The sequence below is a fragment of the Pseudomonas putida genome, from assembly GCF_028682635.1.
Taxonomy (GTDB): domain Bacteria; phylum Pseudomonadota; class Gammaproteobacteria; order Pseudomonadales; family Pseudomonadaceae; genus Aquipseudomonas; species Aquipseudomonas putida_AE.
On the sequence record NZ_JANHLK010000021.1, the window covers coordinates 26,069 to 52,717 of the forward strand.

Genomic DNA, 26,649 nt, shown 5'->3' on the forward strand with positions numbered 1-26,649 from the left:
GGTGCCTTTACTGGCTTCAGGATAGAGACGCCTGGTCGGTCTCCATTGGCATCGGCCGTTTTAAATCAATTAGATACAGCTGTGCTTATGCGCACGATCGAATATGGCACGCACATTGCTCCACCTCTCCAGCACCTTTTCTGGTGCGACTGATCCGGGACGACCCGGAGGCCTCGCGGCTCTGCGATATCTGGACGACCAGGTGACATTTTGACTAATCATCAGGAGGTTACTTATGGCGCCCACGCCTCGTATTACCCCTCATTCCGCGTTCCAGACCCTGCCTCTGGTCGACATTCAGGGACTGTTTTCCGACTGTGCAGCCGCTCGTATCGAAACCGCCGCTGCCCTGGGGCGAGCAGCCTCGCAGGCAGGCTTTCTGTACGTGACCGGGCACGGTATCGATCCGCAGATCATCAACCGCATCAAACAACGGACGGTGGAATATTTCGCCCAGCCGCTTGAACAGAAGATGAACGATTACATCGGCCTGTCGAGCAACCACAGCGGATATGTACCGGAGGGCGAAGAGCAATTCGTCGAGGGCAGCATCGATCACAAGGAGGCCTTCGATGTCGGTTTCGATTACCGGCTGCCGCACGGGACGCGACCGATGCTGGGTGCCAATCGCTGGCCGGCGTTGCCGGGATTCAAACAGGACGTCAAGGCCTATTACGACGCCGTGTTCAGCCTCAACCTCACGCTTTTTCGAGGTTTCGCACTGGCACTGGGGCTTGCGGAAAATGCCTTCACGCAACGGGTCAACAACCCGCCCAGCCAATTGCGGTTGATCCACTATCCGTTCGCGCCGGATGCGCCGGTGGATCGTCCCGGTATAGGTGCGCACACCGACTATGAGTGCTTCACCATTTTGCTCCCGACCGCGCCGGGACTCGAAGTGTTGAACGGTGCAGGGCAGTGGATCGATGTGCCCTTGGTGGACGGCGCGTTTGTCATCAACATTGGCGACATGATGGAAGTGCTGAGCAACGGCTCCTACGTCGCCACCGCGCATCGGGTACGCAAAGTCGCCCAGGAGCGTTACTCGTTCCCGATGTTTTGCGCCTGTGATTACGACACGGTCATCGAGCCCGTCGCGCAACTGCTCGATCCGGCAACGCCGAGCCGCTATGGACCGGTTGTGTGTGGCGAGCACTTGTACGCGCAAACCCTGCAAACCTTTCGCTACCTCAAGCAGCGCCTGGCTCGCGGTGAACTGAGCTTGCCGGACGGGGCAAAGGGCTTGTCCTCATTCGGCCGTACCGCCCGCGCCGTGGAGGTTTGATATGCACCTCAATGAACTTGTCGCTCGTTACCCGCAGCAACCGACCCAAGGCGTTCCGGACTGGATGCCGGGTTTCTACAAACGCCGGGCAATCAGCTTTGCCGATGGCCTGACCGATACCCAGACCCACGTGTGCTGGTTCCAGAGCCGCAACTTCACCATCGATTTGCGCCTGCCGCTGGAAGAACACCAGGTGCAAGCCAAACCGTTGCTGGCGTACAGCGCGGAAGAACTGCAGCGACTGGCCAACTACGAAGGCTGGGAAGCCTTGTGTTCATGGGAAGGCGAGATTCTCAGTTGGCACACCGACACGTCCTTGCAGTTGCACAATCGCTGGCCCGAGCCAGGGCTGCTCAAGCGTATCGGCAACTGCATGATCGAGTTCGCGCCCAGCGGGGCCTATGTCGAAGACTGGCGTCTGCAATTGTCGGCGCCCGGCGCATTGATCGGCTTGCGTCTGCTGGAGGAAAAGGAGCTGGAGAGTGGCATCGTGCGTCATCGCGGTGGCGGCCTGATCGTCTGCGGTGAGTACGCGGCGCTAGTGCTGGGGCGTTCACATCCGCTCGAGGGAGGTGTGCCACTGCGTGAGTTGGTCGCTCAATACGCGGATGACCCGCAATGGCTGCGCCGTGCGTTCAACTTCGAAACATCGGTGGCCCAAGGCTCGCTCGACGAGGGCTACAACGTAACGCTCTCGACCTGTGCCGCGCGCGTGGGGCAGACCCTGATCCCACTGGACGGCTTCGAACTGCAGGCTGACGGCGTTCACGTCATCCAGCGATTGCTGGTTGATGGGCTGGCCTGCGAACGCCTGTTCATCATCGACACGCTGGAACCGCACGTCAGCTACGCGCAAACCACCGGATTCACCCGCAGCGCCGCGCAGTGGCATGAGCGCGAATCCCCGACATTGAGCCGCTATACCCAGCCGCTCGTTTGAATTCATTGCTCCAACTCATTCATAACCCGTGAGGTTCCCATGAAGGTATTCTCGTGTGTGTTTTACCGTTTTGCCGCCGTGTTGCTGGCGTGTTCCTGTCTCGCTTTCGGTGCTTCTGCCGCCGAGAAAAAGCACGAGTTCAAGGTCGCGTGGTCGATCTATTCCGGCTGGATGCCGTGGGGCTACGCCAGCGAACACGGGATCATCGACAAATGGGCAAGCAAGTACGGCATCAAGATCGAACTGGTACAACTCAATGACTACATCGAGTCGATCAACCAATATGCCGCCGGCGCATTCGATGCCTGCGGCATGACCAACATGGATGCCTTGACCATTCCAGGTGCCAACGGCGTCGACACCACGGGGCTGATCCTTGGGGATTACTCCAATGGCAACGACGCGATTGTCCTGAAAAATGGCAAGACCTTTGCCGACATCAAAGGCCAGCAGGTCAATCTGGTGGAGCTGTCGGTCTCCGACTACCTGATGTCCCGCGCCCTGGACATCCACGGGCTGAGCCAGCGCGATATCAAGATCATGAACACCTCCGACGCCGATGCGGTGGCCTCTTTCACCACGCCCGGCGTAACCGCGGCGGCGCTGTGGAACCCGCAGTTGAGCATGGTGTTGAAGCAATCGCCGACGGCGGTCCAGGTCTTCACGTCCAGGGAAATTCCGGGGGAGATCATCGACATGATGGCGGTGAACACAGAGACATTGGCGGCCAACCCGGAACTGGGCAAGGCGTTGGTGGGCGCGTGGTTCGAAACCCTGCAATTGATGTCCGGTGACAACGCACAGGCAATCGCTGCACGCTCCTCGATGGCCGAGCGTTCGGGCACCGATCTGAGAGGGTACGAAGATCAACTGACCCAGACCATGCTGTTCTACACGCCGACCACGGCCTACGAATTCGCCAGCTCCGAGGCTATCCGCCACACGATGGACAAGGTCCGCACCTTTTCCTTCGCCAAGGGTTTGCTGGGTCAAGCGGCCACCAGTGCTGACGCGGTGGGCATGCAGTTCGCCGATGGCTCGACCCTGGGCGACAAAAACAATATCAAGCTGCGCTTCGATACCCGGTTCGTGAACATGGCGATGACCAACCAGCTCTGATCCGGCAGCGTTTTACAGATGAGCGCGGCGCCAGAAGCATCGGGCCAGCAAGGCATCGAGGCTTAACTTTCCAGGGCCGGACAGCAGCAGCGGCACAAGGGCGGCGAGGTAGATCAGCGGCAGTTTGAAATTGCCGAAACCCTTGTTGCTGATGGAGTAACCCTGGGCCAGTTCGCTCAAGGTCGACCAGTCGGCCGGCCAGTGCACCGCGGCGGTCGCGACGATGGTCACCACGATCAGGCTGATCGCCGAGAACCGTGTGGCCAGGCCCACCAGCAGGGCGAGGGCGCAGATCAGCTCCACCCACATCGACAATTCCCAGTTCAACGTGGCCGGCAAGTGGTTGAACGGAAACAGGAAGCGGTCCTGGATATCGGCGAACCAGTTCTCGCCATTGAATTTCTCCAGGCCCGACTCGAAGAATTCCCAGGCGAGGAACACCCGCAGGGTCAGTGGCGCTATCCAGCTGCCGGCACGGTCAAGGTTCAGGTGCAGGCCTTTGACGGCCGATGAAATAGTGGCGCTCATGGTTGATCTCCTTCGAGGCAGGGAAGTCGGGCGGTGGGGTGCCCGTTGAGATGTATTTCATCAACCGGGTGTATCTGCGGTGTGTCGTTTGTGCGGGGAAATGAAGGCGTGGTGTGTCTGGGGTGGGGCTGTACACACTTTGATACGTAACCAGGTACAACACTGGGCAGCTGTCTTGGGCGATGGGGGCGGCGGATGACGCTCGGGGACTTTTGCTATACATTTTCCGCCCGCCCTTTGCATGGTGATACCGCTTCATGTCTCTTGCGCTCGAACGTCTAGTCGCTGGCACGCCAATCCCTTTCGCCGGTAACCGTGTCACTGTGGTCAGCCCCGAACTGGCGGCACGCTTCCAGCCCGGTGACCACCTGTTGGTGGAGCAGGTCAGCGGCGAGCTGTTGTTGATCCCGGTGGCGGACCAGCAAGCCGCAGCGGTGGCGATCGAGCGTGCACAAGCGGCGTTCAAGGTGATGTCGACGGTGTCGGACCAGGCCATCAGCGCCTTCTTCGATCTGTTCGCCCTACGTCTGGAGACGCCCGAGTGCTGGGCCCTGATCGAGGCCGCGAACCTGGCCGACATCGAACGGGCCAAGGCCCGTGGCCGCTCGACCACGCGCCTGCTGGCCGATGAGCGAATGCGCCGCGACATGATCGCAGGCCTGCGCGCTTGGCGCGATGCGCCGGCCACCCGCGGCAAAGTGATCAGTTGCGTCGAGCACGACGGCTGGAAAGTCGAACAAGTGGTCTCGCCGCTGGGCATCGTCGCGTTCGTCTTCGAAGGTCGGCCGAACGTTTTCGCCGATGCTGCCGGGGTGTTGCGCACGGGGAACACTGCGGTGCTGCGCATTGGCAGCGATGCGTTGGGCACGGCCCAGGCCATCGTCACCCACGCACTGAACCCGGCGCTGAACGACGCCGGGCTGCCGACCGGTGCGGTTTCACTGGTGGAAAGCGTCAATCACGCCGCCGGTTGGGCGATGTTTGCCGACCGCCGCCTGTCACTGGCCGTGGCCCGTGGTTCGGGACGTGCCGTCAGTCAACTGGGCAGCATCGCGCAACAGGCCGGCACTGCCGTCAGCCTTCACGGAACTGGCGGCGCCTGGTTGATCGCCGACACCGACGCCGATGCCAAGCGCTTCGCCTCCGTGGTGCGCAACTCCCTCGACCGCAAGGTCTGCAATACCCTGAACGTGTGCCTGATCCAGCGCGATCGCGCCGCGGAACTGGTACCGCTGTTTCTCGACGCGCTGCAACAGGCCGGCAAGGCACGCAGCCAGGGCTGCAAGTTGCACATCGTCGAAGGTAGCGAAGCGTTCCTGCCGGCGGATTGGCAGACCGCGAGCGTCGAGGTCTACCGCGCCGAAGGCTATCGCACGGAAGCTCAGGCCGAATCCTTGCCGGAAGATCAACTGGGTCGCGAGTGGGAATGGGAAGAGACGCCGGAAGTCAGCCTGAAGATCGTCGACGACCTGGACAGCGCCATCGCCTTGTTCAACCGCTACAGCCCGCAATTCACCGTGTCGCTGCTCAGTGAAGATGCCGCGACCCAGGAACGTTTCTACAACGCGGTCAACGCGCCCTTTGTCGGTAACGGGATCACCCGTTGGGTCGATGGTCAGTACGCACTCAACAAGCCGGAACTGGGCCTGTCGAACTGGGAGAGCGGCCGCCTGTTTGCGCGCAGCGCGATTCTCTCGGGCGATGGTGTGTTCACCATTCGCAGTCGCATGACCCAGGTCGATCTGTCGGTCAAACGCTAAAACGATTGTCGCAGCGGCTGCCTGGGCGGTCGCTGCGGTCAAGCTCAGGCGGCTTCGACGGCTTTACACCAGATGGACCCTGTATTTTCTTGATCACCACAAATCTCCTTGTGGGAGCGGGCTTGCTCGCGAATGCGGTCTATCAGCTGACATTGACGTTGGCTGACCCGACGCATTCGCGAGCAAGCCCGCTCCCACACTGGATCTTTGGTGGTTAGGAATATCAGGCACTAAAAAGGGCCTGCTCTTATTGGGAGCAGGCCCTTTTTTTAATAATTTAAATTCTAATCAGTAGAACCGATCAATCACCCGAACTTCGTTCTGGTTCTGCAGCGAGTCCCAGGCCTGTTTCAGCGTTTGCAGAACATTACCGATGAAGTCCTTGTCGGCCGCGGCTTTCTTGCCGACATAGCCCTGGCCGCGACGGTACATCTTCAGTCGGGCGAGCAGGTTCTCGTTGTTCTGGTCGAACTCCGCTTCATGGGCGTGTGGAGACAGGCAGTCGATTTGAACTTCGCCCGACTTGCTGATCCACAGGATATGGCTGTCATGGCTGTCTTTTTGCGCAGCGAACATACGAGCCAGTTCTTCGATAGTTGGTTGATTGTTCAGATTCATCATAAAAACCCCTTGACCATTTGGTGATCTTTCAAAGTTGATTCGCTAATACAGGTAGCCCATCGGTTAGTTGATCCCTGGCACCGAAACCAGGACGTCAGCAGTCGTCCGTCGAAATCGACGGGGTCCCGCGTCTGTTGCATGTAGTCGTGTTGAATAACTGCTACGCAATAGCGTCACAACGAAGAGAAGCGGCGATAACCTTTGGCCCCTGCCGTCCTTTTCAGGGTCGGCCACAAGCATCATGAGGATGGATCGCCAGCGCTTCTCGCCCTTGTACTGGACGTTCAGGCCAGGTCAGCTTCTTCAATCTGCCTTGTGGGCAGCGTGTATCCGGAAAAAACAGCTCGGCGGTCAGACGAGCTTGCTCAAGCGTGTTGCCAGTACTCCCGATCGGGGAGACGTCTGCATCATGCAAGGGCAAATCGAAGGCGTCAACGGTTTTGTAGTGAATATTTTTGTTCACTACATATTGTCCGACAAAGCTGATTTGGAATTAGAAAGGGAGGGGGGCTTGCCGGCGAAGCTCGCGGCTTTACCCGATCTACTGTGGGAGCTGGCCTGCCGGCGATGGCGTCCTTGAGCCTTGTGTTGGACTTTCAAACGCCTTCGCCGGCAAGCCGGCTCCTACAGGGTTTACGGCGTTTCGAAACAATAAACGCTGCACGGCAACCCCTGGATCGACAGCTGATGCAGGCTGAACCGGTTTTGGGTGAGCTCGGGCATCACGGCAGCCCAGAACAGCCGTGCCGGCCGGTTCGCCTCGACATGGAAAATTTGCCATCGACCAGGGAGGCGGTTCAACAGGGTGGACACGACAAATCTGGCGACACCCTGGCCACGAAAGCGCCGACTGACGAACAGGTGACCGATGTTGTGGCGGGCGTCGGGTACATGGACTTCATCATCCACGGTCACGAATCCGGCCAACTCTCCGTCGACCTTGATCAGAAAAGGCTGGGTCGCGGGTTTTCGCCAGTAGTCCGTGAGGGGCTGTAGACTGAAAAAACCAAGCTCACCCAAGGGCAGCGGCAACCACTCGCTGAAGTCGTAGGTGTAGAACTGCATCAGGTTTTCAATGGTCTGCAGTTCGTCCCGCCGGGCCGCGTGCAGTTCAATCGAGATCATCTGGAAGGTCCCCGCCGATTGCAGTGCAATACGCGTCATTATGGCCTACACCATCCAGCTTCTTTCGATCACCTTCAGACTTCGTTAAGAAACGCCTTCGATACTCCTCCCCAATAGATCCGGGGGAGGTATTTTCCAATGTCCGATTTCAACTGGAATGTTCAGTTGCCGCTGCAGTTTGGCCAGGCCGAAACGCCGCGGTTGCACCTCGCCAGGGCCTTGCCCGACGACCCGCAACGGTGCGCCTTCGAAACCTTTATCCAGCAACGTTTTCGCAAGGCCCACGGCGCCGACATTCGCCATTTCATGCCGGAACTGTTCGGCATGCTTGATGCCAACGATGCGCTCTGTGCAGTAGTGGGTGTGCGCCTGGCGAGCACCGGACCGCTGTTCCTGGAGTGTTACCTGGATGAAGCGATCGATCCGCTGATCAGCGCCACGGCAGACCAGGCCGTAGAGCGGTCGGCCATCGTCGAGGTGGGCAATCTGGCCGCCAACGACAGCGCAAACGCGCGCATGAGCATCATCGCGATGACCTACCTGCTGGCCATGGGAGGCCTGGAATGGGTGGCCTTTACCGGCAACCTGGGCTTGGTCAACAGCTTTCATCGCCTAGGTTTGAAGCCCGTGACGCTGTGCGCCGCCGACCCTGCGCGGCTCGGTGATGACCGCCACGCCTGGGGCAGTTATTACGAAAGCAAGCCTTGGGTCCACGTTGGCAACATCCGCGCCGGCTTCATTCACTTGCGCAATATCGGGTTGTTCAGTCGCCTGGGTTTGCCGACGTCCAGTGAGGCTTGCTGCCATGTCGCCTGAGCTGGAACTGTTCAAACAGACCCTGCGCAGCCATGCCGAGGATCAGGCAAAGGCCACGGCATTGTGGGGCGATCGGCTGAAACTGGACTACGCCACGTTGTATACCGAAGTGATGGAGCGCCAGCAGCGGCTGCGCGATGAGCAGATCGAGGTCGTGGCCCTGGCGCTGGACAACGGTGTCGAGGCCATGCTCTGGGACCTGGCTGCATTGTTCGCCGGCCTGGCCTGTGTCGCCTTGCCGGGCTTTTTCAGCCCGGCGCAACGCAAACATTGCCTGGAGCAGAGCCGCGCCGAACGGGTCATCGCCGAACCGCACCTGCACGACGAACTGCAAGCGGCTGGCTATCAAACGGACGGCGACTTCTGGTGTCGCCGGTTCAGCGGCCCGAGTGTGATGCCTGAAGGCACGGCCAAGTTGACCTTCACCTCGGGCACCACCGGTACGCCCAAGGGAGTGTGCCTGAGTGCCGACAGCATCCTGCGGGTCAGCCGCGAGCTGGATCAGGCCAGCAAACCCACCCACCCGCAACACCATCTGGCGCTGCTGCCACTGGCCATCCTGCTGGAGAACATCGGTTGTTATGCCGCGTTGTACGCCGGCGCGACCTTGAGCCTGCCCGGCGCGAAAACCTTAGGGATTGAAGGCGCCAGCGGGGTGAATGTGCCGCAACTGCTGGGGTGCCTGGCCAACCGGGCGCCGCAGAGCCTGATCCTGGTGCCGCAGTTGCTGCTGATGCTGGTCAGTGCTGCCGAACAGCACGCCTTCGACCCACGGCACCTGCGTTTTGCCGCCGTGGGCGGTGCCCGGGTTTCCGAGGATCTGCTGCGTCGTGCACAGCGGGTGGGCGTGCCGGTCTACGAAGGGTACGGACTGTCGGAGTGCGCCTCGGTGGTGTGCCTCAATCGCCCACAGGCGCACCGTCCCGGCAGCGTCGGACAGCCCTTGCCCCATGTAGAGATCCGCCTGGCGGACGACGGCGAAGTGCTGATCAAGGGTTGCACCTTGCTCGGCTACCTGGGCGAGGCGCCCCATACCGCGGCATGGTGGCCCAGCGGTGATCTCGGCGAGTTCGACGCCGAGGGTTTTCTCTACCTCAAGGGCCGCAAGAAACATCAGTTCGTCACCAGTTTCGGGCGCAACGTGAATCCGGAGTGGGTGGAGGCCGAATTGACCCAGCGCGGGCTGATCGCCCAGGCCTTCGTGCATGGCGAGGCGATGGCGCACAACCATGCGCTGCTCTGGCCCCATCGCCCCGATTGCAGCGACGAGCAACTGGCTACCGCCGTCAGCCAGGCCAATCAGGCGTTACCCGACTACGCCCGGGTCCATCGCTGGACCCGTCTCGATCAACCCTTCACGGCCGCCAACGGTTTGCTCACCGCCAATGGCCGGCCCCGGCGGGACGCCATCGTCGAGCGCTACCGGGAGCAACTCAGTGAATACGCATTTTCCGAGGAATCCGCACCATGAGTTTTTTTGACAGGCTGCAAGAAGCCACGCATCAACAACGCACTGAGCTGTTCAACGTGCCGATCATCCGTGATGCCCTGGAGGGCAACGTCAGCCTGGACAGTTACCAGGCCTTCCTGGCGCAAGCCTATTACCACGTGCGCCATACCGTCCCCTTGATGATGGCCTGCGGTGCGCGCCTGCCGTCGCGCCTGGAATGGCTGCGTGAGGCGGTCTGTGAGTACATCGAGGATGAATACGGCCACGAAAAGTGGGTACTCGATGACATCGAAGCCTGCGGCGGTGACAGGGATGCTGTGCGCACCGGGCGTCCGTCCATGGCGATCGAATTGATGGTCAGCTTTCTCTACGACCTGATTGCCCGGGGCAACCCGGTGGGGCTGTTCGGCATGGTCAACGTGCTCGAAGGCACCAGCATTGCCCTGGCCACCCAGGCCGCCGACAGCATCCGCCAACGCCTGTACTTGCCGCAAAGCGCCTTCAGCTACTTGAGTTCCCACGGCTCACTGGATATCGAGCACATGCAGATCTACCGCCGACTGATGAACAGGCTGGAAGATCCGGACGACCAGGCCGCCGTCATTCACGCCTCCACCGTGGTCTACCGGCTGTACACCGATATGTTCCGCGGCCTGCCGCATGACGGGGAGAGCCGGCATGCGCCTGTCTGAAGCCCGCGTGGTGTTGACCGGCGCCAGCGGCGGCATCGGCCTGGCCATTGCCACGGCCCTGTGCGCCAGCGGCGCCCGGGTATTGGCCGTGGCACGCAATCGGCAACCGCTGGCGGCGCTGCTCGAGCAGTATCCGCGCAACCTGTTCTGGATCGGCGCTGACCTGACGCTGCTCGCCGAGCGCCGAGAAGTGCTGGCGGAAGCGGAAAGCATCGGTGGCATCAACCTGCTGATCAATGCCGCCGGGGTCAATCATTTCGCCATGCTCGAACAACTGGACGACAGTGAGATCAACGCGATGCTGGCGGTGAACATCAGCGCGCCGATCTGCCTGACCAAACTGCTGCTGCCACTGCTCAAGCAGGCCGACAGTGCCATGGTGGTCAACGTCGGTTCAACCTATGGCTCCATCGGATACCCCGGATACGCCAGCTATTGCGCGACCAAGTTCGCCCTGCGCGGGTTTTCCGAAGCCCTGCGCCGGGAGCTGGCGGACACCCGGGTCAGCGTACTCTACGTCGCCCCCCGCGCCACCCGTACCAGCATGAACAGCCCGGCGGCCCAGGCGCTCAACGATGCGCTCAAGGCCAATGTCGACGATCCGCGGGCGGTGGCAGCTTCCGTGATTCACGCCATCGCCGGTGACCGTCGTGACCTTTACCTGGGCTGGCCGGAGCGCTTTTTCGTGCGCCTCAACAGTCTGCTGCCGCACCTGGTAGACCGCGGCCTGCGCAAGCAATTGCCGCTGATCCGCCACCTGAGCCAGAAACCCGACGAGGAGAAACTCAAGCCATGAAAAAGATCATCACCTGCCTGCTGTGCGGCGTCTTGAGCCAGAGTGTCTGGGCGCTGGATGCCGCCGACCAGCAACGCCTCAACGGCATCCAGCAAAGCTGGGCGCATATTCAGTACGAGTTGCCAGAGGATCAACGCACCGCGGCCTTCGAAAAACTCGCCGCGCAAGCTGCAAGCTTCACCCAGGAACGCCAGGCAGTCGCAGAGGCCTGGATCTGGTCCGGTATCGTCACCAGCAGTTGGGCCGGTGCCCAAGGCGGGCTCGGGGCGCTGGGCAAGGTCAAGGCGGCCAGGGCCGACCTGGAAAAAGCCCTGACCCTGGACCCCAAGGCCCTGCAAGGTTCTGCCTACACCAGCCTTGGTGCGCTGTACGACCGGGTGCCGGGTTGGCCCATTGGTTTTGGCGACTCGGACAAGGCCGAACAATTGCTCAAGGTGGCCTTGCAAATGAACCCCAACGGTATCGACAGCCTGTACTTTTGGGGCGATCACCTCTACCGTCAAAAGCGTTACGTCGAGGCCAGGGCCGCCCTGCAGAAAGCCTTGCTGGCCGCGCCGCGTCCCGGCCGCGAAAGCGCCGACGCCGGGCGGCGCAAAGAGATTGAAGCGCTGTTGGTGGACGTGAACAAGAAACTCGGCTGACAGGAGTCCGTGTGCGCTTATTACTGATAGAGGATGACGTGGCACTCGGCGAGGGCATTCACCAGGCCCTCAGTCGAGAAGGCTACACCGTCGACTGGTTGCAGGACGGCAGCAGCGCCTTGCACTCGCTGCTCAGTGAAATCTTTGACCTGGCGGTACTCGACCTTGGCCTGCCGCGCATGGACGGCCTCCAGGTGCTCAGGCAGCTGCGCGACGGTGGCTCCAACCTGCCGGTGCTGATCCTGACCGCGCGTGATGCCACCGAAGACCGCATCGCCGGGCTGGATGCCGGCGCCGACGATTACCTGATCAAGCCGTTCGACCTGGCCGAACTGAAAGCGCGCATACGGGCGCTGCTGCGACGCAGCGCCGGCCGTGCACAAGCGCTGATCGAACACGCCGGCATCAGCCTGAATCCAGGCACCCAGCAAGTCAGCTACAAGGGTGAGCCCGTCGCCCTGACACCCAAGGAATACCAGTTGCTCCACGAATTGCTGTCGCCCCCTGGCCGGGTGATGACGCGCGATCATCTGATGCAGTTGCTCTACGGCTGGAACGAGGAGGCCGAAAGCAACACCCTGGAAGTGCACATCCATCACCTGCGCAAGAAGTTCTCCACCGACCTGATCCGCACCATCCGCGGGATCGGCTACCTGGTGGAGGAGCGCCGATGACCTCGATCAGGCGTCGCACCCTGACCTTGATCATTGGCCTGATGCTCGCGGGCCTGACGGTGATCAGCGTGCTCAACCTGCACGACAGCAACCACGAAATCGCCGAAGTCTACGATGCCCAACTGGCCCAGAACGCGCGCCTCCTGCAAGGCGTCATGCGCATGCCCCTGGCGAGCCAGGAGCATGCCGATCTGTACCGGGCCTTCAATCAGGCGCTGAGCGAGGCGGCGCCCAGGGTCGACGGGCATCCCTATGAATCGAAGATTGCCTTTCAGGTCTGGAACTTCAAGGGCGAGTTGCTGGTGCACACGGCGAGCTCACCGTCCTTCAGTGCGCCACCGGTTACCCCGGGCTTCAGCGATGTAGTCGACCTGAAAAACCGGCATTGGCGCGCCTTCCTGCTCGAAGACAAACAAAACAACCTGCGCATCTGGGTGGGCGAACGCGACGACGTGCGCTCGGACCTGGTCGATCGGATCGTGAGCCACACGCTGTGGCCCAATGTCCTGGCAAGCCTGATGCTGGCCGCCATGATCTGGCTGGCCATCGGCTGGGGATTGAAGCCTCTGGTTGATATGGCGGCCAAATTGCGGGCCAGGCAGCCCGGCTCACTCGAGCCCTTGCAATTGACGCCGCTGCCCACCGAGCTTGAACCGATGCAGGCCGCCCTCAACCGCATGCTCGCGCAAATCCAGGAAGTCATGGGGCGCGAGCGGCGCTTCATCGCCGACGCCGCCCACGAAATGCGCACGCCCCTGGCGGTGCTGCGGGTGCATGCGCAAAACCTGATGGAGGCGGGCAGTGACGCGGAGCGGCGCGTATCCCTTGAACACCTGATTGCCGGTGTCGACCGTACCAGTCGACTGGTCAACCAGTTGCTGACCATGGCGCGTATCGAGCCCAATCCCGGCACGCAACCGCCTGCCCCCATCGACCTGGCCGCCACCGTTCGCGACAGCCTGATCCAGCTGACGCCCTGGTTGTTGAGCAAGGACCTGGAACTGGTGTTCGACGTCAGTGACGACATCGGCCTGGTGCGGGTAGACCCCGCCGCGATTGATATCGCCCTGAACAACCTGGTCACCAATGCGGCGAACTTCTCACCGCTGCATGGACTCATCAGGGTCACGCTGGCCGCCAGGCAAAACGTCCTTGAGTTGTCCGTCGAAGATGAGGGGCCGGGCATCAACGAGGACGATCGCGCTCGGCTGTTCGAGCGTTTCTACAGCCGCGGCAATGACCAGGGAGCAGGGCTGGGGCTGACCATCGTCCAGGCCATTGCCGATCGCCTGGGTGGGCAAATCAAACTGGAGAATCGCAGCCCCGCAGGCTTGCGCGCGACGTTGGAAATTGGCCGCGCATAAACCAGGCATTGCCTTCAGAGGGAACGCTGGTTGACCCGGGCCATGAGCTGCTCGGCGGTCTCCTTGCGTTCAGAGTAACGATCCACCAGGAACGCCTGGCGATCACGCAGCAGCAGGGTGAATTTCACCAGTTCTTCCATCACGTCGACGACCCGGTCGTAGTACGGAGATGGCTTCATCCGGCCCGCCTCATCGAACTCCATGTAGGCCTTGGGCACCGAGGACTGGTTGGGGATGGTGAACATGCGCATCCAGCGCCCCAGTACACGCAGCTGATTGACCACGTTGAACGACTGCGAGCCGCCACACACCTGCATCACCGCCAGCGTCTTGCCCTGGGTGGGGCGCACCGCGCCGAGCTCCAGGGGCACCCAGTCGATCTGCGCCTTGAACACGGCCGACATCGCGCCATGCCGTTCCGGCGAACACCAGACCTGGCCTTCCGACCACTGCATCAGTTCGCGCAGTTCCTGGACCTTGGGGTGGGCGACGGGCGCATCGTCGGGCAGCGGCAAACCGGAGGGATTGAAGATGCGCGTCTCGGCGCCGAAGTGCTCCAGCAGGCGCGCGGCTTCTTCGACCAGCAGGCGGCTGAACGAGCGCTCGCGGGTCGAGCCGTACAGCAGCAGGATGCGTGGCTTGTGCTCATTGGGCTGGTTCGGCATCTGTGGGCCGTCGAACAGCGTGAGATCAAGGTTGGGAAGGTGGTCTGACATTTTTCCTCCTGCTCAGAGCGAGCCGATTCGATCCAGCTCGCGTTTCAGTTCATCGCGGCTGATAGTGTTGAAGGGCAGGGCGAGGAAGGCCTTGCAGCGTTGCTCGATGCGCGCCAGGGTGGCGCGGAAGGCGGCGTCGACCAGCGCTTCATCACCCACCACATCGGATGGATCTTCCAGGCCCCAATGGGCTTTCACAGCCTGGCCGAAGTACACCGGGCAGGATTCACCCGCCGCCTTGTCGCACACGGTGATGACGATATCCGGCGGGTTGCCCTCGAAGGCGTCATTGCCCTTGCTGCTCAAGCCGTCGATGGCAATGCCGGCCTGTTGCAGGGTGACAAGACTGCGCGGCAGCACCTGGCCCTTGGGAAAACTCCCCGAACTCACCGCTTCGAAACCGTGCGGCGCCAGGTGATTGAACATGGCCTCGGAAAGGATGCTGCGGCAGCTGTTGGCCGTGCACATGAACAGGACTCGCATGGATTTGCTCCTGCCGCTCACGGCGGCGTCAAAGACTCAGGCTCAGGCGCAGCGCCAGGGCCGAAAGGGTGATCAACAGAACCGGAAGGGTCAGCACGATGCCGATCTTGAAGTAGTAGCCCCAGGTGATGCGCACGCCCTTGCGCTCGAGCACATGCAGCCAGAGGAGGGTGGCGAGACTGCCGATGGGGGTGATCTTCGGGCCGAGGTCGCAGCCGATGATGTTGGCGTAGATCATCGCCTCGCGCACCACACCGTCGGCGCCGCTGCCCTGGATCGACAACGCGCCGATCAAAACGCTGGGCATGTTGTTCATCACCGACGACAGCAGCGCGGACAGCAGGCCGGTGCCGATGGCGGCGCCCCATAGACCGTAGTCGGCCAGACGGTCGAGCACATGGGTGAGCGAATCCGTCAGCCCTGCGTTCTTCAGGCCGTACACCACCAGGTACATGCCCAGCGAGAACACCACCACCTGCCAGGGTGCCTCGCGCAACACGCGCCGGGTGGAGATCCGGTGACCCTTGGCCGCCACCGCGAAAAGAATCGCTGCACAGGCCGCCGCGACCGCGCTGATGGGAACGCCCAGCGGCTCCAGGACAAACAGGCCGACCAGCAAGCCCAGCAACGTCCACCAGCCGACGACAAAGGTGGCGCGATCGTGAATCGCCGTTTCCGGCGCCGGCAGCGCATCCACGTCATAGCGCGGTGGCAAGTCCCGACGGAAGTACAGGAACAGCACCAGCAGGGTGGCGGCGACGCTGACCAGGTTCACCGGCACCATCACCGACGCATACTCGGCAAAACCCAGCCCGAAGTAGTCGGCGGACACGATGTTCACCAGGTTGGACACCACCAGCGGCAGGCTGGCGGTGTCGGCGATGAACCCGGCAGCCATCACGAACGCCAGGGTCGCGGCGGGCGAGAAACGCAGCGCCAGCAGCATGGACATGACGATGGGCGTCAGGATCAGCGCCGCGCCGTCATTGGCGAACAGCGCAGACACCGCCGCGCCCAGCAGCACGCAAAACGCGAACAAGCGATAGCCACTGCCCTGCGCCCAGCGCGCCACATGCAGCGCGGCCCATTTGAAGAAGCCGGCTTCATCCAGCAACAGGCTGATAATGATGATGGCGATAAAGGTCGCGGTCGCGTTCCAGACGATGGCCCACACCGTAGGAATATCCTGCAGCGACACCGCACCCACCGCCAACGCGATGATCGCACCGGCCGCGGCGCTCCAGCCCACACCAAGCCCCTTGGGTTGCCAGATGACCAGAATGAGGGTGAAGACAAAAACAGCAAAGGCAATCAGCATCGAAAACTCACTCGATCAGGGATTCAGCAGCAGGCAGCATCGCGCACAGGGCGCCCGTCCATGTTCTGCAGGCGGGACGCGTTGTTTTGCAGCCAATCGGCGTTGCCCTGCAACGTCACCTGCAGGATCTCGTGCACCCAGGCAGGCAGGTTCGGATTCAGCCGGTAATAAACCCATTGCCCTTGACGGCGATCCAGCAGCAGCCCGCTGCTGCGCAGTTGCGCCAGGTGGCGGCTGATCTTCGGCTGGCTGTCGTCCAGCGCGCACATCAGCTCGCAGACACACAGCTCGCCCTGGTGGGCGATCAGCAAGGTGGCGCGGGCGCGGGTCTCGTCAGCCAGGTTTTTGAATACCTCAGGGGGCGTGAGCATTGGGTTGGGCCTATTACATATGGATAATCAAATATACGGATATCCATATGTAATGAGCAAGCAAAAAAGTCGAACCTTTGCTCCTGATCATTTGCCATAAAGACAGGCCTGGCATCAGAGGGCAGGGCACTATCGAGGATCCCTCATGCACCACTACACCGTGCAATACCTGTTCAACGGCGAGCCTCGCACTCACCTGTTCGAACTCGAGCCATCTCGGTTACCCACCCATGAGGCGGCGATGCACCTGCTGCAACTGCATTTTGGCGATGGCGAGAACAGCCTGATCATGCCTAATGCGGACGCGACGCCAGAGGAGGTGCTATGGCAGGCTGAACTGGTGGGGCTGACGCAGATCAAGGTCGTCGATGAAGTCGATTGACGGAAGTTGCGGCACCCTGGTTGTCGTAATTCATGCAAAAACTGCATTTTTATGGAATTACGTTATGCGTAATGAGTATTTTACGAGAGGTGGTCAGGGCCTCATCGTATAAAGCAGGCCGCATTCAGATGTAATCGCGAAAAAGCTTCGGCATGCCTATCGAGCCCATATCGGCTCGTCCATTCCTGTAAATAGTACCGAGACCGCGCGCGCGGATCGACCTGACTTGCCTGAAAAGGCATCTGGAGACGAACGTGCGTTACCTGACGAAACTGGCGGCCGGGATGGCCGCTGCATGGCTGTGTCTTGCTGCGAACGCGCAATCGCTGGTGGTGGGTGACCAAAGTTACAACGCCCAGGCCGTGATGGAGGCGGCGGGGGTACTTGACGATCTGCCTTATACCCTTGAGTGGAAGCAGTTCACGGCAGGGTCGCCTGTCGCCGAGGCACTCAATGTCGGCAGTCTCGATATCGGGCTGCTCGGTGATGCGCCAGCGCTGTTCCTGGGCGCATTGGGCGCACCGATCAAGGTGATTGCAGTCGGCCGGCAAAGTCTTGGCGGTGTGGCCATTCTTGTGAGCAAGGATTCGTCGATCCACAGCCTTGAGGATCTGAAGGGCAAGCGCGCGGCCATTTGGAAAGGCTCCTGGAGCCAGCAGCTGCTGCTGACCGCGCTGGATAAAGCCGGTGTGCCACGAGACTCGCTGGATTTGCGTTATCTCAGTGCGCTGGATGCCTCCCATGCGCTGGACGGTGGCTCGGTTGACGTCATCGCTACCTGGGAACCCTACGTCACGCAACAGGAACGCCAGGGTGCGCGAATTCTGGCCACGGCTGATGGATTGATCCCGGCCCAGAGCTTCATCGCCGCCAACGCCAATTCCGTCGACGCCAAGCGCGCGCAAATCAGTGATTTCCTCCAGCGCCTGAGGAAAGCGCGTGATTGGACGCTGCAAAATCCAGCCAATACCAACGCTTATGCCGATGCCTGGGCCAAACGCACCCGGGCTGACGCTGAAATCGCGCGTCTCTGGTTTGCCCGAGCGCGAACCACCGTCGAGCCACTGAGCTCGCAGGTTCCTGTGGAGGCGCAGAAGACCGTGGACTTTTTCGCAAGCCTGGGACTGGTCAAGTCCTACCCGGCAGCCAACCTGTTCGACAATTCATTCGCTGCCTCCTTGCAGCCAGCCTTGGCCAAATAAGGATATTTTTGCCATGACCAAAAGACAGCTCAAACTGGGCGCGCTGACGATGGGGTGTGGTGGGCCAGGCCGCCACAACCTGTGGCTGGATCCTCAATTGCCCGCCGATGCCAGCGTCAATGTCGACTGGTACATCGACATTGCGCGTCAGGCCGAGGCGGCACTGTTCGACTTGATGTTCATCGTCGACAGCCAGTTCATCACACCGGGCTCGCCATCCCACTACCTGAATCGGCTGGAGCCGTTGACACTGCTGTCAGCGATTGCCGTGAGCACTCGACATATCGGTCTTGTCGGTACGCTGACGACCTCCTACAACTCGCCCTATAACGTCGCGCGGCGCCTGGCATCACTGGACCTGATCAGCAAAGGCCGTGCGGGCTGGAACGTCGTCACCAGCGGCGATGCCGGCACCGCTGGCAATTACAGTCGCGACGAACATTATGATTACGACACCCGCTACGGCCGGGCGGCCGAACACGTCCAGGTGGTCCAGGGCCTGTGGCACTCGTATGAGGAGGATGCGTTCGTGCGCGACAGGGCGACGGGCCAGTTTCTCGACCCAGGCAAACTGCACCGTCTGAATCACCAGGGCGAACACTTCTCTGTGGTCGGCCCGCTGAACATTCAACGCTCACAGCAAGGCCAGCCGGTGATCTTCCAGGCCGGCGATTCGCAGCAGGGCCGCGACCTGGGCGCCGCCACTGCGGATGTGGTCTTCACCCATGCCGCCAGCGTCGAGCAGGGCCAGGCTTTCTACCAGGATATCAAGGGCAGGGCGCAGCGACTTGGCCGCGATCCCGAGCAGTTACTGGTCATGCCCGGTGCCGAAATCCATGTAGGTGACAACGACAAACATGCGCGTGAAATCGAGCAGTACTACCATCAGGCCGACCATAGCTTCGAGCTCGCGCTGAAGGAATTTGGCCGCAACTTCGGTTGGCATGACTTCAGCCAATACGACCTCGATGCTCCGTTCCCTCAGGAGAGTCTGGAGTCTGCGCGCAGCAGTTTTTTCACCGCGGCCAAACGTATTGCCGATCAGGCACGTGAGAAAGGTTTCACGCTGCGCCAGGCCGTAGAGTTCGGTCGACAGCTGCGCCCGGGTGCCTTCGTCGGCTCGGCGGACACGGTTGCGCAGAAGATGGCTGACTGGTTCGAAGCCCGGGCGGTGGATGGTTTCAACATCTACATTGGCCACCCTGAGCAGTTCAAGCGCTTTACCAACGAGGTGATTCCGCTGCTGCAAGAGCGTGGTGTCTACCGCAGGGCGTATGAAGGTACGACCTTGCGTGAAAGCCTGGGTCTGGAGATTCCTCGATTCGGCGGCAAACGCTAGTCACGCTATCGAGTATCAAATGGCCGGCTCGGTGTTGCGCACCGAACTGGCCATTTGCGTCACCGCAGCTACTTGCAGTTTCCTGCCTTGCGATATCCCGCGGATTGGGCTGCAGATTCAGAGTCAAAAGTTATCTGGTTTTTCGTCGACACCTGAGCATACCCAGGACACCCCATTGAGAGGTGATAGATGTGGCTATTGCGGTTGCCAATGATCGAACCTGCTGCGCTCGTACTCGCCAGGGTCGGCTGGGCTGCTGCCCGCGGCGGATTAACAGGCATCGCGCTGACGACACCCTCACCGACCGCCTTATACCCTTGCGACCATCGACGCTCGCCCGTCACGAATGGATTGGAGTGCCCCATGATGGCTGCAATACGTCGATCCCGCTCTTTCTCCCAGGACGAAACCGGGTACTGCTTGTCCCAGGCCATCAGTAGCTGTTGCTGCTGACGGGACATGCTCAGCTTGTACCTGTCGAACATGTAGAAGGTTGTTCTTGCGACCAGCCCCTTGACCTCGTCACGGGGTTCCGCAGCACGTTGATCGAAATCAACCCGCGTCTTGCACTGCCCATACTGCGGCGCTACGCCGGTAGCCATGCCGTAGTTGAAATTGCTTCGGTCGCCGTTCACCTCGCCAACGGACGGGTAGAGGTTGAACAGGTCTGCTTCCATGGCGCGAAACACAGGATCATCGTCCACGCAGTGTTCTCGACCACCGTTCTTCCAGCATTGGCGTTGGTTGCCGAATGTCCAGGCGGGCACGATATGTTCCCACTCAGTGCGCTCTGCCCGATTCTCTTGCTTCCTGGCCTTGAGGCCACAGGACTCGGCATCGATACGTCCGCCTGATTTCCCCACCCACGTCCATTTGCAGCCGCAATACAACTCGCCCATGGAGCTGTTCGCCTGGTCCAGATAGATTTTCTGCTTGGCGATGACCTTGGCCTCGGAAAAGGTCGAGGGAGGGCTTGCGAAGGCGCAGGTGATTACCGATAGGGTCAGCGCTACTACAGACAGCAGTTTTTTCATTGGAAAACATTAGCTTATGAAGGGGCGCGCATTGTACGCACGACGTCGACGGCCGCTGCAGTATTTTCTCGGGTAAACGCAACCTCGATAAATGTTTGCAGCTGCCCGGCTGTCAAGCTGCTCTGAAACCGGTTTCATTTTATCTCGGTCGTCGATATATTCCCCGCTTTTTCCCAGCCAGTGCGTCCAAAAACCAACAAGATTGATGCGCCACCCAACCGAATTGTTGATGAGGATTTGTGATGTCTGAGCAAGATCAAGACAACCCGCGCCGGGACTTTCTGCGCAAAACGCTGACCCTGATTCCCGTGGTGACGGTGGCCAGTACCGGTTTCGGCATGAACGCACTGGCGGCAACCGATAGCGCCCCGACCGCCAAAGCGCCGATCGCACCCCCCGCGAGCGATTACCAGCCCAGCTTTTTCACCAAGGAAGAGTGGGCTTTCGTCCAGGCGGTGGTATCGCGCCTTATTCCTGCCGACGACCTTGGCCCCGGTGCACTTGAAGCGGGAGCAGCCGAATTTATCGATCGGCAGATGAACACGCCCTACGCAACAGGTGCGCTCTGGTACATGCAGGGTCCATTTGTGACTGATGCTCCCCCTGAACTGGGTTACCAACTGCAATTGGCGCCGCAGCAACTCTACCGTTTGGGCATCGCGACAACGGACGCGTGGTGCAAAACCACTTACGGCAAAGTTTTTGCTGCGCAAGACAGCGCTACCCGAGACAGTATTCTCCACAAAATGGAGTCCGGAGAGGTGGTTTTCGATGATTTTCCGGTGAAAGCATTCTTCAGCCTGATGGTGCAGAACACCCGTGAAGGATTCTTCTGCGACCCGATTCATGGCGGTAACAAAGGGATGGTCGGCTGGACCCAGATTGGTTTCCCTGGCGCTCGCGCCGATTTCATGGATTGGGTCGAGCGCAACGAGCCGTACCCCTTCCCGGCAGTGTCGATTCGTGGCGAGAGGGCTTGAAGATGGCGACGGTATTGAAAAAGGTTGATGCGGTCATCGTCGGTTTCGGCTGGACCGGGGCCATCATGGCCAAGGAGCTGACCGAGGCGGGACTGCAGGTGGTGGCGTTGGAGCGCGGCCCCATGCAGGACACCTATCCGGACGGAAACTATCCGCAAGTGATCGATGAGCTGACCTACAGCGTGCGCAAAAAGCTGTTCCAGGACATCTCCAAGGAAACGGTGACTATCCGTCATAGCGTCAATGACGTCGCGTTGCCCAATCGGCAGCTTGGCGCGTTCCTGCCCGGCAAAGGCGTCGGTGGTGCGGGCCTGCATTGGTCGGGCGTGCATTTTCGCGTCGACCCCATCGAGTTGAGGATGCGCAGCCACTACGAGGAGCGCTACGGCAAGCACTTCATTCCCAAGGACATGACCATCCAGGACTTTGGCGTCACCTACGAAGAGCTGGAGCCGTTTTTCGATTTCGCCGAAAAGGTCTTCGGCACCTCTGGCCAGGCCTGGACAGTGAAAGGCCAGTTGGTCGGTGCAGGGAAGGGCGGTAATCCCTACGCGCCGGATCGTTCCAGTGATTTCCCTCTGGAATCGCAGAAGAACACCTACTCGGCGCAGTTGTTCCAGAAGGCCGCACTCAGTGTTGGCTATAAACCCTACAACCTGCCTTCTGCCAATACGTCGGGACCCTACACCAATCCTTATGGCGCACAGATGGGGCCTTGTAATTTCTGCGGCTTCTGCAGCGGTTACGTGTGCTACATGTACTCGAAGGCCTCTCCCAACGTAAATATCCTGCCAGCCCTGCGCCAAGTGCCGAACTTTGAGTTACGCACCAACGCCCATGTGCTGCGCGTCAATCTCGATAGCAGCAAGCGCAAGGCCACGGGTGTCTCCTACATCGATGCGCAAGGCCGAGAGGTCGAGCAACCGGCGGACCTGGTGATCCTTGGGGCTTTCCAATTCAACAATGTGCGCCTGATGTTGTTATCCGGCATTGGCAAACCCTATGACCCGAAGACCGGGGAAGGGGTAGTGGGCAAGAACTTTGCCTATCAGAACATGGCCACCATCAAGGCCTTCTTCGACAAGGACACCCACACCAACAACTTTATCGGTGCGGGTGGCAACGGCGTGGCGGTGGATGACTTCAATGCCGATAACTTCGATCACGGCCCCCACGGTTTTGTCGGCGGATCGCCGATGTGGGTCAACCAGGCGGGGAGTCGGCCAATCGCCGGTACATCGAACCCGCCAGGCACCCCGGCCTGGGGCAGCAGCTGGAAGAAGGCGACCGCCGATTACTACACCCATCAGGTGTCGATGGACGCGCATGGTGCGCATCAATCCTATCGCGGCAACTACCTTGACCTGGATCCGGTTTACCGCGATGCCTACGGGCTGCCGCTTTTGCGCATGACGTTCGACTGGCAGGAAAACGATATAAAAATGAATCGTTTCATGGTCGAAAAAATGAGCAAGATCGCCCAGGCCATGAACCCTAAAACCATTGCCGTGCTTGGCAAGAAAGTAGGGGATCATTTCAATACGGCCTCCTATCAGACGACGCACCTCAACGGCGGCGCAATCATGGGCACTGACCCCAAGACCAGTGCCATCAACCGTTATCTTCAGTGCTGGGACGTGCACAACGTTTTTGTCCCTGGCGCTTCAGCGTTTCCTCAAGGCCTGGGTTACAACCCCACGGGTCTTGTCGCCGCCCTGACGTACTGGTCGGCACGGGCGATTCGCGAACAGTACTTGAAAAACCCAGGCCCGCTGGTTCAGGCATAAGGAGCGACACGTGATGAAAAAAATAATTGTCGCGGCGTTGATGCTCTGCGCGAACCTCCCTGCATGGGCTGCAGAGTCCACCGATGCCCAAATCAAACAGGGAGAATACCTGGCGCGTGCCGGTGACTGCGTTGCCTGTCATACCGCCAAGGGTGGCAAACCCTTCGCCGGCGGACTTGGCATGGAGACGCCAATCGGCACGGTGTATTCGACCAACATCACCCCTGACGCCAGCGGAATTGGCGGCTACAGCTTTGATGACTTCGACAGGGCGGTGCGTCATGGGATTGGCAAGAGTGGCAGCAGCTTGTATCCCGCCATGCCATTTCCTTCCTACGCACGTGTCAGCCCGGCCGACATGCAAGCGCTCTACGCGTACTTCATGAAGGGCGTGGAGCCTGTTGAGCAGCCAAACAAAGAGACCGATATTCCATGGCCCCTGAGTATGCGTTGGCCTCTTTCGATCTGGCGGGAACTGTTCGCCCCAAAAGTTGAAACCCATCAGGCTCCAGTGGGTGCAGATCCAGTGGTCAGTCGTGGCGCTTATCTCGTTGAAGGCCTGGGCCATTGCGGTGCCTGCCATACACCCCGTGCAATCACGATGCAGGAAAAGGCCCTGAGTGCCAGTGAGAGCCCGTTGTTCCTGTCCGGCAGCGCGCCATTGGAAGGCTGGATCGCCAAGAACCTTCGCGGTGATCACAAGGATGGACTGGGGAGCTGGAGCGAAGACGATCTGGTGCTGTTTCTCCAGACCGGTCGTAGCGACAGAGGTGCTGTCTTTGGTGGCATGAGTGATGTGGTCGAGCACAGCATGCAATACATGACGGAGGCTGATCTGCGCGCGATTGCCCGATACCTGAAAAGCCTGCCGCCCACCGACCCAGACGACAAGCCCCATCAATATGACAAACAGGTGGCGGATGCTCTATGGCGAGGAGACGACAGCAAACCCGGCGCTTCGGTGTACATCGACAATTGCGCGGCCTGTCATAGAACCGATGGCCAGGGATACGCTCGTGTGTTTCCTGCGTTGGCCGGCAACCCGGTGCTGCAGACTGAGGACGCTACTTCCCTGATCAACATTGTGCTGAAGGGTGGGTCATTGCCAGCGACGCATGCGGCACCCTCAACCTTCACCATGCCTGATTTTGCGTGGCGATTATCAGACGAGCAAATTGCGGCGGTGGTGACTTTCATCAGGACGAGCTGGGGTAACCAGGGTGCGGCGGTGACGGCGAGCGATGTGAAGAGTCTGCGTGTTGACGGTTTGAGACAGACCACTGGAGTTGACCTGGGGCTGACGAGTAGCAAGTAAGGCACGTCTTGGTTTGAGTACGAAGGGCCCCGAGAGGGGCAATGCTGTTCACTTTAGGTTGGAGGGCTTCAGGTGGATATTTGGATTAGGTGTATATCCATTCCTGCGGTAACGGCCACCTATGGTTTCGCTCTTACCTGTAGGAGCGAGCTTGCTCGCGATTGAGGTCAACGATGACGCGGGGAGCCTGACACCCCGCGGTGCTCTCAGGTTTTTCGCGAGCAATCGAGCGTCGACCGGCTGCTCCTACAGGGGAACGTGCTCACTTGAAACCAGGTCGGCTGTCAGGCCGCCTCGCTTTGCTTTTGATCGCGGCGACCCACGGAGCAATGCCGGAGTGAGGGCATGCCGAGCCTAGGCGAGGCACCGAGTGGTGGGGCAAGAGCCTTTTGGTTCTTTTTTGGCGTTTGAAAAAGGGACTCGCCGCAAGGGCGAAACCATAGGTGGCCGTTACCGCAGCAATGGATATCCCCCCAATCCAGTTTTTAACAACCCCATGCTTAAGTGAACAGCATTACCCGAGAGGGGCCCTTTTTGTTGGGCGTCTGAATTTTACGTCCCCGCGTGCGCCTGTAAATCGACCCACACCGCGCCACCCGGATACTGATAACGCTCCAGTGTCTCAGGGCTCATTTCAATGCTGTACCCCGGCCGTTGCGGCGGCATGTAGCGCCCGCGGCGGATCACCACCGGGTCGAGGAAGTGTTCGTGCAGGTGGTCGACGTATTCCAGGACCCGGTTGTGCAGCGAGGCCGAGACGGCGATGTAGTCGAACAGCGCGATGTTCTGCACGTACTCGCACAAACCGACGCCTCCGCCATGGGGGCAGACCGGGATGTCGAACTTGGCGGCCATCAGTAACACGATCAACACTTCATTGAGCCCACCCAGGCGGGCGGCGTCCAGCTGGCAGAAGTCCAGGGCGCCGGCCTGGAACATCTGCTTGAACATCACCCGGTTGTGGCAGTGCTCACCGGTGGCCACGCCGATCGGTGCGATACGCTGGCGGATGCTGGCGTGGCCGAGGATGTCGTCGGGGCTGGTCGGCTCTTCGATCCACAGCGGATCGAATGCGGCCAGGCGGCGCATGTTGGCGACTGACTCGTCGACGCCCCAGACCTGGTTGGCGTCCATCATCAGGCTCCGTTCCCAGCCGATTTCTTCACGCAGGATGGTGGCGCGGCGGATGTCGTCTTCCAGGTTGGCGCCGATTTTCTGCTTGATGTGGGTCCAGCCATCCTCGACTGCCGACCGCGCCAGTTGGCGCATTTTTTCTTCGCTGTAGCCCAGCCAGCCCGGCGCGGTGGTGTAGCCGGGGTAGCCTTCACGGAGCATTTGCGCCTCACGCTGGGCTTTACCAGGCACCTGGCGGCGCAGTAGGGCGATGGCTTCTTCGGGGGTGAGCACGTCGGTGACGTAGCTGAAATCCAGGCAGCGCACCAGTTGTTCCGGCGTCATGTCGGCCAGCAACTTCCACACGGGTTTGCCTTCGTGTTTGGCCCACAGGTCCCAGATCCCGTTGACGATGGCCGCGGTGGCCAGGTGGATCACGCCTTTTTCCGGGCCCAGCCAGCGCAGTTGGCTGTCGCCCACGGTGAAATTGTGCCAGAAGGCGCCCATGTCGGCGACGATGTCTTCGAGGGTCAGGCCGACCACCAGCGGTGCCAGGGATTGCACGGCCGCGACACAGATTTCGTTGCCACGGCCGATGGTGAAGGTCAGGCCATGGCCTTCCAGGCCGCCAGGGGCGTCGGTGTGCAGCACGACATAGGCGGCGGAGTAGTCCGGCGCGCTGTTCATCGCATCGGAGCCGTCCAGGGACAGGGAAGTGGGGAAACGGATGTCGCGCACGCTCAGGTGTGTGATTCGAATGCTCATGGCGGATTCTTGTTCTGGGTGACCATAGGGAGA

27 protein-coding genes are annotated in these 26,649 nt (G+C 60.5%); 17 read left to right on the forward strand and 10 right to left on the reverse strand.

Features of this window, described 5'->3' with window-relative positions:
• The first annotated feature begins 235 nt into the window (after positions 1–235).
• The 3 genes from NPS56_RS22730 to NPS56_RS22740 are packed head-to-tail and all read left to right on the forward strand — an operon-like array spanning position 236 to position 3,344.
• Positions 236–1,285: an isopenicillin N synthase family dioxygenase gene (locus NPS56_RS22730; protein WP_274076704.1), complete on the forward strand. Its 1,050-nt coding sequence runs from the start codon at positions 236–238 to the stop codon at positions 1,283–1,285.
• Position 1,286: 1 nt separating this feature from the next.
• Complete coding sequence (locus NPS56_RS22735) at positions 1,287–2,225, forward strand: hypothetical protein (RefSeq protein ID WP_274076705.1); 939 nt, start codon at positions 1,287–1,289, stop codon at positions 2,223–2,225.
• A 39-nt stretch (positions 2,226–2,264) separates the two neighbouring features.
• The gene (locus NPS56_RS22740; RefSeq protein ID WP_274076706.1) at positions 2,265–3,344 is read left to right on the forward strand and encodes a putative urea ABC transporter substrate-binding protein; all 1,080 of its coding nucleotides are present in this window, start codon (positions 2,265–2,267) and stop codon (positions 3,342–3,344) included.
• A gap of 12 nt (positions 3,345–3,356) precedes the next feature.
• Here the strand turns inward: NPS56_RS22740 and NPS56_RS22745 are convergent, their stop codons facing one another.
• Positions 3,357–3,872 (reverse strand): DoxX family protein, encoded by a 516-nt coding sequence (locus NPS56_RS22745; RefSeq protein WP_274076707.1) that lies wholly within the window; start codon positions 3,870–3,872, stop codon positions 3,357–3,359.
• Between the two features lie 257 nt (positions 3,873–4,129).
• On the opposite strand from NPS56_RS22745, the gene NPS56_RS22750 reads away from it, so the two are divergent.
• Positions 4,130–5,632: an aldehyde dehydrogenase family protein gene (locus NPS56_RS22750; RefSeq protein WP_274076708.1), complete on the forward strand. Its 1,503-nt coding sequence runs from the start codon at positions 4,130–4,132 to the stop codon at positions 5,630–5,632.
• Positions 5,633–5,920: 288 nt separating this feature from the next.
• On the opposite strand, the gene NPS56_RS22755 is transcribed toward NPS56_RS22750, so the two are convergent.
• The 3 genes from NPS56_RS22755 to NPS56_RS22765 all read right to left on the reverse strand — a co-directional run bounded on the left by NPS56_RS22755 (position 5,921) and on the right by NPS56_RS22765 (position 7,378).
• Positions 5,921–6,250 carry a hypothetical protein gene (locus NPS56_RS22755; protein WP_274076709.1) on the reverse strand — a complete coding sequence of 110 codons (330 nt, stop codon included), beginning with the start codon at positions 6,248–6,250 and terminating at the stop codon, positions 5,921–5,923.
• Between the two features lie 223 nt (positions 6,251–6,473).
• A complete protein-coding gene (locus tag NPS56_RS22760; protein WP_274076710.1) occupies positions 6,474–6,716 on the reverse strand; it encodes a hypothetical protein in 243 nt (80 codons plus the stop codon).
• Between the two features lie 170 nt (positions 6,717–6,886).
• Positions 6,887–7,378, reverse strand: a complete 492-nt coding sequence (locus NPS56_RS22765; protein WP_274076776.1) for a GNAT family N-acetyltransferase — start codon at positions 7,376–7,378, stop codon at positions 6,887–6,889.
• 138 nt (positions 7,379–7,516) lie between these two features.
• Here NPS56_RS22765 and NPS56_RS22770 point away from each other — a divergent pair, with 138 nt between their 5' ends.
• Genes NPS56_RS22770 through NPS56_RS22800 form a run of 7 tightly spaced genes read left to right on the forward strand, consistent with a single transcriptional unit; the run spans position 7,517 to position 13,811 of the window.
• Positions 7,517–8,194 carry a thermostable hemolysin gene (locus NPS56_RS22770; protein ID WP_274076711.1) on the forward strand — a complete coding sequence of 226 codons (678 nt, stop codon included), beginning with the start codon at positions 7,517–7,519 and terminating at the stop codon, positions 8,192–8,194.
• A complete protein-coding gene (locus NPS56_RS22775; protein ID WP_274076712.1) occupies positions 8,184–9,665 on the forward strand; it encodes an AMP-binding protein in 1,482 nt (493 codons plus the stop codon). The genes NPS56_RS22770 and NPS56_RS22775 overlap by 11 nt, the downstream gene beginning before the upstream one ends.
• Positions 9,662–10,336 carry a TenA family transcriptional regulator gene (locus NPS56_RS22780; RefSeq protein WP_274076713.1) on the forward strand — a complete coding sequence of 225 codons (675 nt, stop codon included), beginning with the start codon at positions 9,662–9,664 and terminating at the stop codon, positions 10,334–10,336. The genes NPS56_RS22775 and NPS56_RS22780 overlap by 4 nt, the downstream gene beginning before the upstream one ends.
• Positions 10,323–11,132, forward strand: a complete 810-nt coding sequence (locus NPS56_RS22785; RefSeq protein WP_274076714.1) for an SDR family oxidoreductase — start codon at positions 10,323–10,325, stop codon at positions 11,130–11,132. Before NPS56_RS22780 ends, NPS56_RS22785 begins: the two co-directional genes overlap by 14 nt.
• Positions 11,129–11,773 (forward strand): tetratricopeptide repeat protein, encoded by a 645-nt coding sequence (locus tag NPS56_RS22790; protein ID WP_274076715.1) that lies wholly within the window; start codon positions 11,129–11,131, stop codon positions 11,771–11,773. The genes NPS56_RS22785 and NPS56_RS22790 overlap by 4 nt, the downstream gene beginning before the upstream one ends.
• Before the next feature lie 11 nt (positions 11,774–11,784).
• Positions 11,785–12,447 (forward strand): response regulator, encoded by a 663-nt coding sequence (locus NPS56_RS22795; RefSeq protein WP_274076716.1) that lies wholly within the window; start codon positions 11,785–11,787, stop codon positions 12,445–12,447.
• Positions 12,444–13,811, forward strand: a complete 1,368-nt coding sequence (locus tag NPS56_RS22800; RefSeq protein ID WP_274076717.1) for an ATP-binding protein — start codon at positions 12,444–12,446, stop codon at positions 13,809–13,811. Before NPS56_RS22795 ends, NPS56_RS22800 begins: the two co-directional genes overlap by 4 nt.
• 14 nt (positions 13,812–13,825) lie before the next feature.
• On the opposite strand, the gene arsH is transcribed toward NPS56_RS22800, so the two are convergent.
• From arsH to NPS56_RS22820, 4 genes are read right to left on the reverse strand one after another with little or no spacing between them, the layout of a single operon-like run.
• Positions 13,826–14,527: an arsenical resistance protein ArsH gene (gene arsH / locus NPS56_RS22805; protein ID WP_274076718.1), complete on the reverse strand. Its 702-nt coding sequence runs from the start codon at positions 14,525–14,527 to the stop codon at positions 13,826–13,828.
• 12 nt (positions 14,528–14,539) lie between these two features.
• Positions 14,540–15,010: an arsenate reductase ArsC gene (locus NPS56_RS22810; RefSeq protein WP_274076719.1), complete on the reverse strand. Its 471-nt coding sequence runs from the start codon at positions 15,008–15,010 to the stop codon at positions 14,540–14,542.
• 28 nt (positions 15,011–15,038) lie between these two features.
• Positions 15,039–16,328, reverse strand: coding sequence for an arsenic transporter (locus NPS56_RS22815; RefSeq protein WP_274076720.1), 1,290 nt, complete (start codon positions 16,326–16,328; stop codon positions 15,039–15,041).
• Positions 16,329–16,351: 23 nt separating this feature from the next.
• A complete protein-coding gene (locus NPS56_RS22820) occupies positions 16,352–16,699 on the reverse strand; it encodes a metalloregulator ArsR/SmtB family transcription factor (protein ID WP_274076721.1) in 348 nt (115 codons plus the stop codon).
• Positions 16,700–16,844: 145 nt separating this feature from the next.
• On the opposite strand from NPS56_RS22820, the gene NPS56_RS22825 reads away from it, so the two are divergent.
• The 3 genes from NPS56_RS22825 (at position 16,845) to NPS56_RS22835 (ending at position 19,622) form a co-directional block, all read left to right on the forward strand.
• A complete protein-coding gene (locus tag NPS56_RS22825; RefSeq protein ID WP_274076722.1) occupies positions 16,845–17,081 on the forward strand; it encodes a hypothetical protein in 237 nt (78 codons plus the stop codon).
• A gap of 254 nt (positions 17,082–17,335) precedes the next feature.
• On the forward strand, positions 17,336–18,283 hold the full coding sequence (locus tag NPS56_RS22830) for an ABC transporter substrate-binding protein (RefSeq protein WP_274076723.1): 948 nt from the start codon (positions 17,336–17,338) through the stop codon (positions 18,281–18,283).
• A gap of 13 nt (positions 18,284–18,296) precedes the next feature.
• Positions 18,297–19,622, forward strand: a complete 1,326-nt coding sequence (locus tag NPS56_RS22835; RefSeq protein ID WP_274076724.1) for an LLM class flavin-dependent oxidoreductase — start codon at positions 18,297–18,299, stop codon at positions 19,620–19,622.
• 68 nt (positions 19,623–19,690) lie between these two features.
• Here the strand turns inward: NPS56_RS22835 and NPS56_RS22840 are convergent, their stop codons facing one another.
• On the reverse strand, positions 19,691–20,656 hold the full coding sequence (locus tag NPS56_RS22840; RefSeq protein ID WP_274076725.1) for an endonuclease: 966 nt from the start codon (positions 20,654–20,656) through the stop codon (positions 19,691–19,693).
• Positions 20,657–20,898: 242 nt separating this feature from the next.
• Between NPS56_RS22840 and NPS56_RS22845 the strand changes: the two genes are divergently transcribed.
• The 3 genes from NPS56_RS22845 to NPS56_RS22855 are packed head-to-tail and all read left to right on the forward strand — an operon-like array spanning position 20,899 to position 24,738.
• A complete protein-coding gene (locus NPS56_RS22845) occupies positions 20,899–21,636 on the forward strand; it encodes a gluconate 2-dehydrogenase subunit 3 family protein (protein ID WP_274076726.1) in 738 nt (245 codons plus the stop codon).
• Between the two features lie 2 nt (positions 21,637–21,638).
• The gene (locus NPS56_RS22850; RefSeq protein WP_274076727.1) at positions 21,639–23,423 is read left to right on the forward strand and encodes a GMC family oxidoreductase; all 1,785 of its coding nucleotides are present in this window, start codon (positions 21,639–21,641) and stop codon (positions 23,421–23,423) included.
• A 13-nt stretch (positions 23,424–23,436) separates the two neighbouring features.
• Positions 23,437–24,738, forward strand: coding sequence for a c-type cytochrome (locus tag NPS56_RS22855; protein WP_274076728.1), 1,302 nt, complete (start codon positions 23,437–23,439; stop codon positions 24,736–24,738).
• A gap of 552 nt (positions 24,739–25,290) precedes the next feature.
• Here the strand turns inward: NPS56_RS22855 and NPS56_RS22865 are convergent.
• Positions 25,291–26,616, reverse strand: coding sequence for an L-fuconate dehydratase (locus tag NPS56_RS22865; RefSeq protein WP_274076729.1), 1,326 nt, complete (start codon positions 26,614–26,616; stop codon positions 25,291–25,293).
• Positions 26,617–26,649 lie beyond the last annotated feature (33 nt).

Coding starts and splice junctions, on each gene's coding strand:
- NPS56_RS22730 (WP_274076704.1), top strand. CDS start 236: ATGGCGCCCACGCCTCGTATTACCCCTCATTCCGCGTTCCAGACCCTG.
- NPS56_RS22735 (WP_274076705.1), top strand. CDS start 1,287: ATGCACCTCAATGAACTTGTCGCTCGTTACCCGCAGCAACCGACCCAA.
- NPS56_RS22740 (WP_274076706.1), top strand. CDS start 2,265: ATGAAGGTATTCTCGTGTGTGTTTTACCGTTTTGCCGCCGTGTTGCTG.
- NPS56_RS22745 (WP_274076707.1), bottom strand. CDS start 3,872: ATGAGCGCCACTATTTCATCGGCCGTCAAAGGCCTGCACCTGAACCTT.
- NPS56_RS22750 (WP_274076708.1), top strand. CDS start 4,130: ATGTCTCTTGCGCTCGAACGTCTAGTCGCTGGCACGCCAATCCCTTTC.
- NPS56_RS22755 (WP_274076709.1), bottom strand. CDS start 6,250: ATGAATCTGAACAATCAACCAACTATCGAAGAACTGGCTCGTATGTTC.
- NPS56_RS22765 (WP_274076776.1), bottom strand. CDS start 7,378: ATGATCTCGATTGAACTGCACGCGGCCCGGCGGGACGAACTGCAGACC.
- NPS56_RS22770 (WP_274076711.1), top strand. CDS start 7,517: ATGTCCGATTTCAACTGGAATGTTCAGTTGCCGCTGCAGTTTGGCCAG.
- NPS56_RS22775 (WP_274076712.1), top strand. CDS start 8,184: ATGTCGCCTGAGCTGGAACTGTTCAAACAGACCCTGCGCAGCCATGCC.
- NPS56_RS22780 (WP_274076713.1), top strand. CDS start 9,662: ATGAGTTTTTTTGACAGGCTGCAAGAAGCCACGCATCAACAACGCACT.
- NPS56_RS22785 (WP_274076714.1), top strand. CDS start 10,323: ATGCGCCTGTCTGAAGCCCGCGTGGTGTTGACCGGCGCCAGCGGCGGC.
- NPS56_RS22790 (WP_274076715.1), top strand. CDS start 11,129: ATGAAAAAGATCATCACCTGCCTGCTGTGCGGCGTCTTGAGCCAGAGT.
- NPS56_RS22800 (WP_274076717.1), top strand. CDS start 12,444: ATGACCTCGATCAGGCGTCGCACCCTGACCTTGATCATTGGCCTGATG.
- arsH (WP_274076718.1), bottom strand. CDS start 14,527: ATGTCAGACCACCTTCCCAACCTTGATCTCACGCTGTTCGACGGCCCA.
- NPS56_RS22810 (WP_274076719.1), bottom strand. CDS start 15,010: ATGCGAGTCCTGTTCATGTGCACGGCCAACAGCTGCCGCAGCATCCTT.
- NPS56_RS22815 (WP_274076720.1), bottom strand. CDS start 16,328: ATGCTGATTGCCTTTGCTGTTTTTGTCTTCACCCTCATTCTGGTCATC.
- NPS56_RS22820 (WP_274076721.1), bottom strand. CDS start 16,699: ATGCTCACGCCCCCTGAGGTATTCAAAAACCTGGCTGACGAGACCCGC.
- NPS56_RS22825 (WP_274076722.1), top strand. CDS start 16,845: ATGCACCACTACACCGTGCAATACCTGTTCAACGGCGAGCCTCGCACT.
- NPS56_RS22835 (WP_274076724.1), top strand. CDS start 18,297: ATGACCAAAAGACAGCTCAAACTGGGCGCGCTGACGATGGGGTGTGGT.
- NPS56_RS22840 (WP_274076725.1), bottom strand. CDS start 20,656: ATGAAAAAACTGCTGTCTGTAGTAGCGCTGACCCTATCGGTAATCACC.
- NPS56_RS22845 (WP_274076726.1), top strand. CDS start 20,899: ATGTCTGAGCAAGATCAAGACAACCCGCGCCGGGACTTTCTGCGCAAA.
- NPS56_RS22850 (WP_274076727.1), top strand. CDS start 21,639: ATGGCGACGGTATTGAAAAAGGTTGATGCGGTCATCGTCGGTTTCGGC.
- NPS56_RS22855 (WP_274076728.1), top strand. CDS start 23,437: ATGAAAAAAATAATTGTCGCGGCGTTGATGCTCTGCGCGAACCTCCCT.
- NPS56_RS22865 (WP_274076729.1), bottom strand. CDS start 26,616: ATGAGCATTCGAATCACACACCTGAGCGTGCGCGACATCCGTTTCCCC.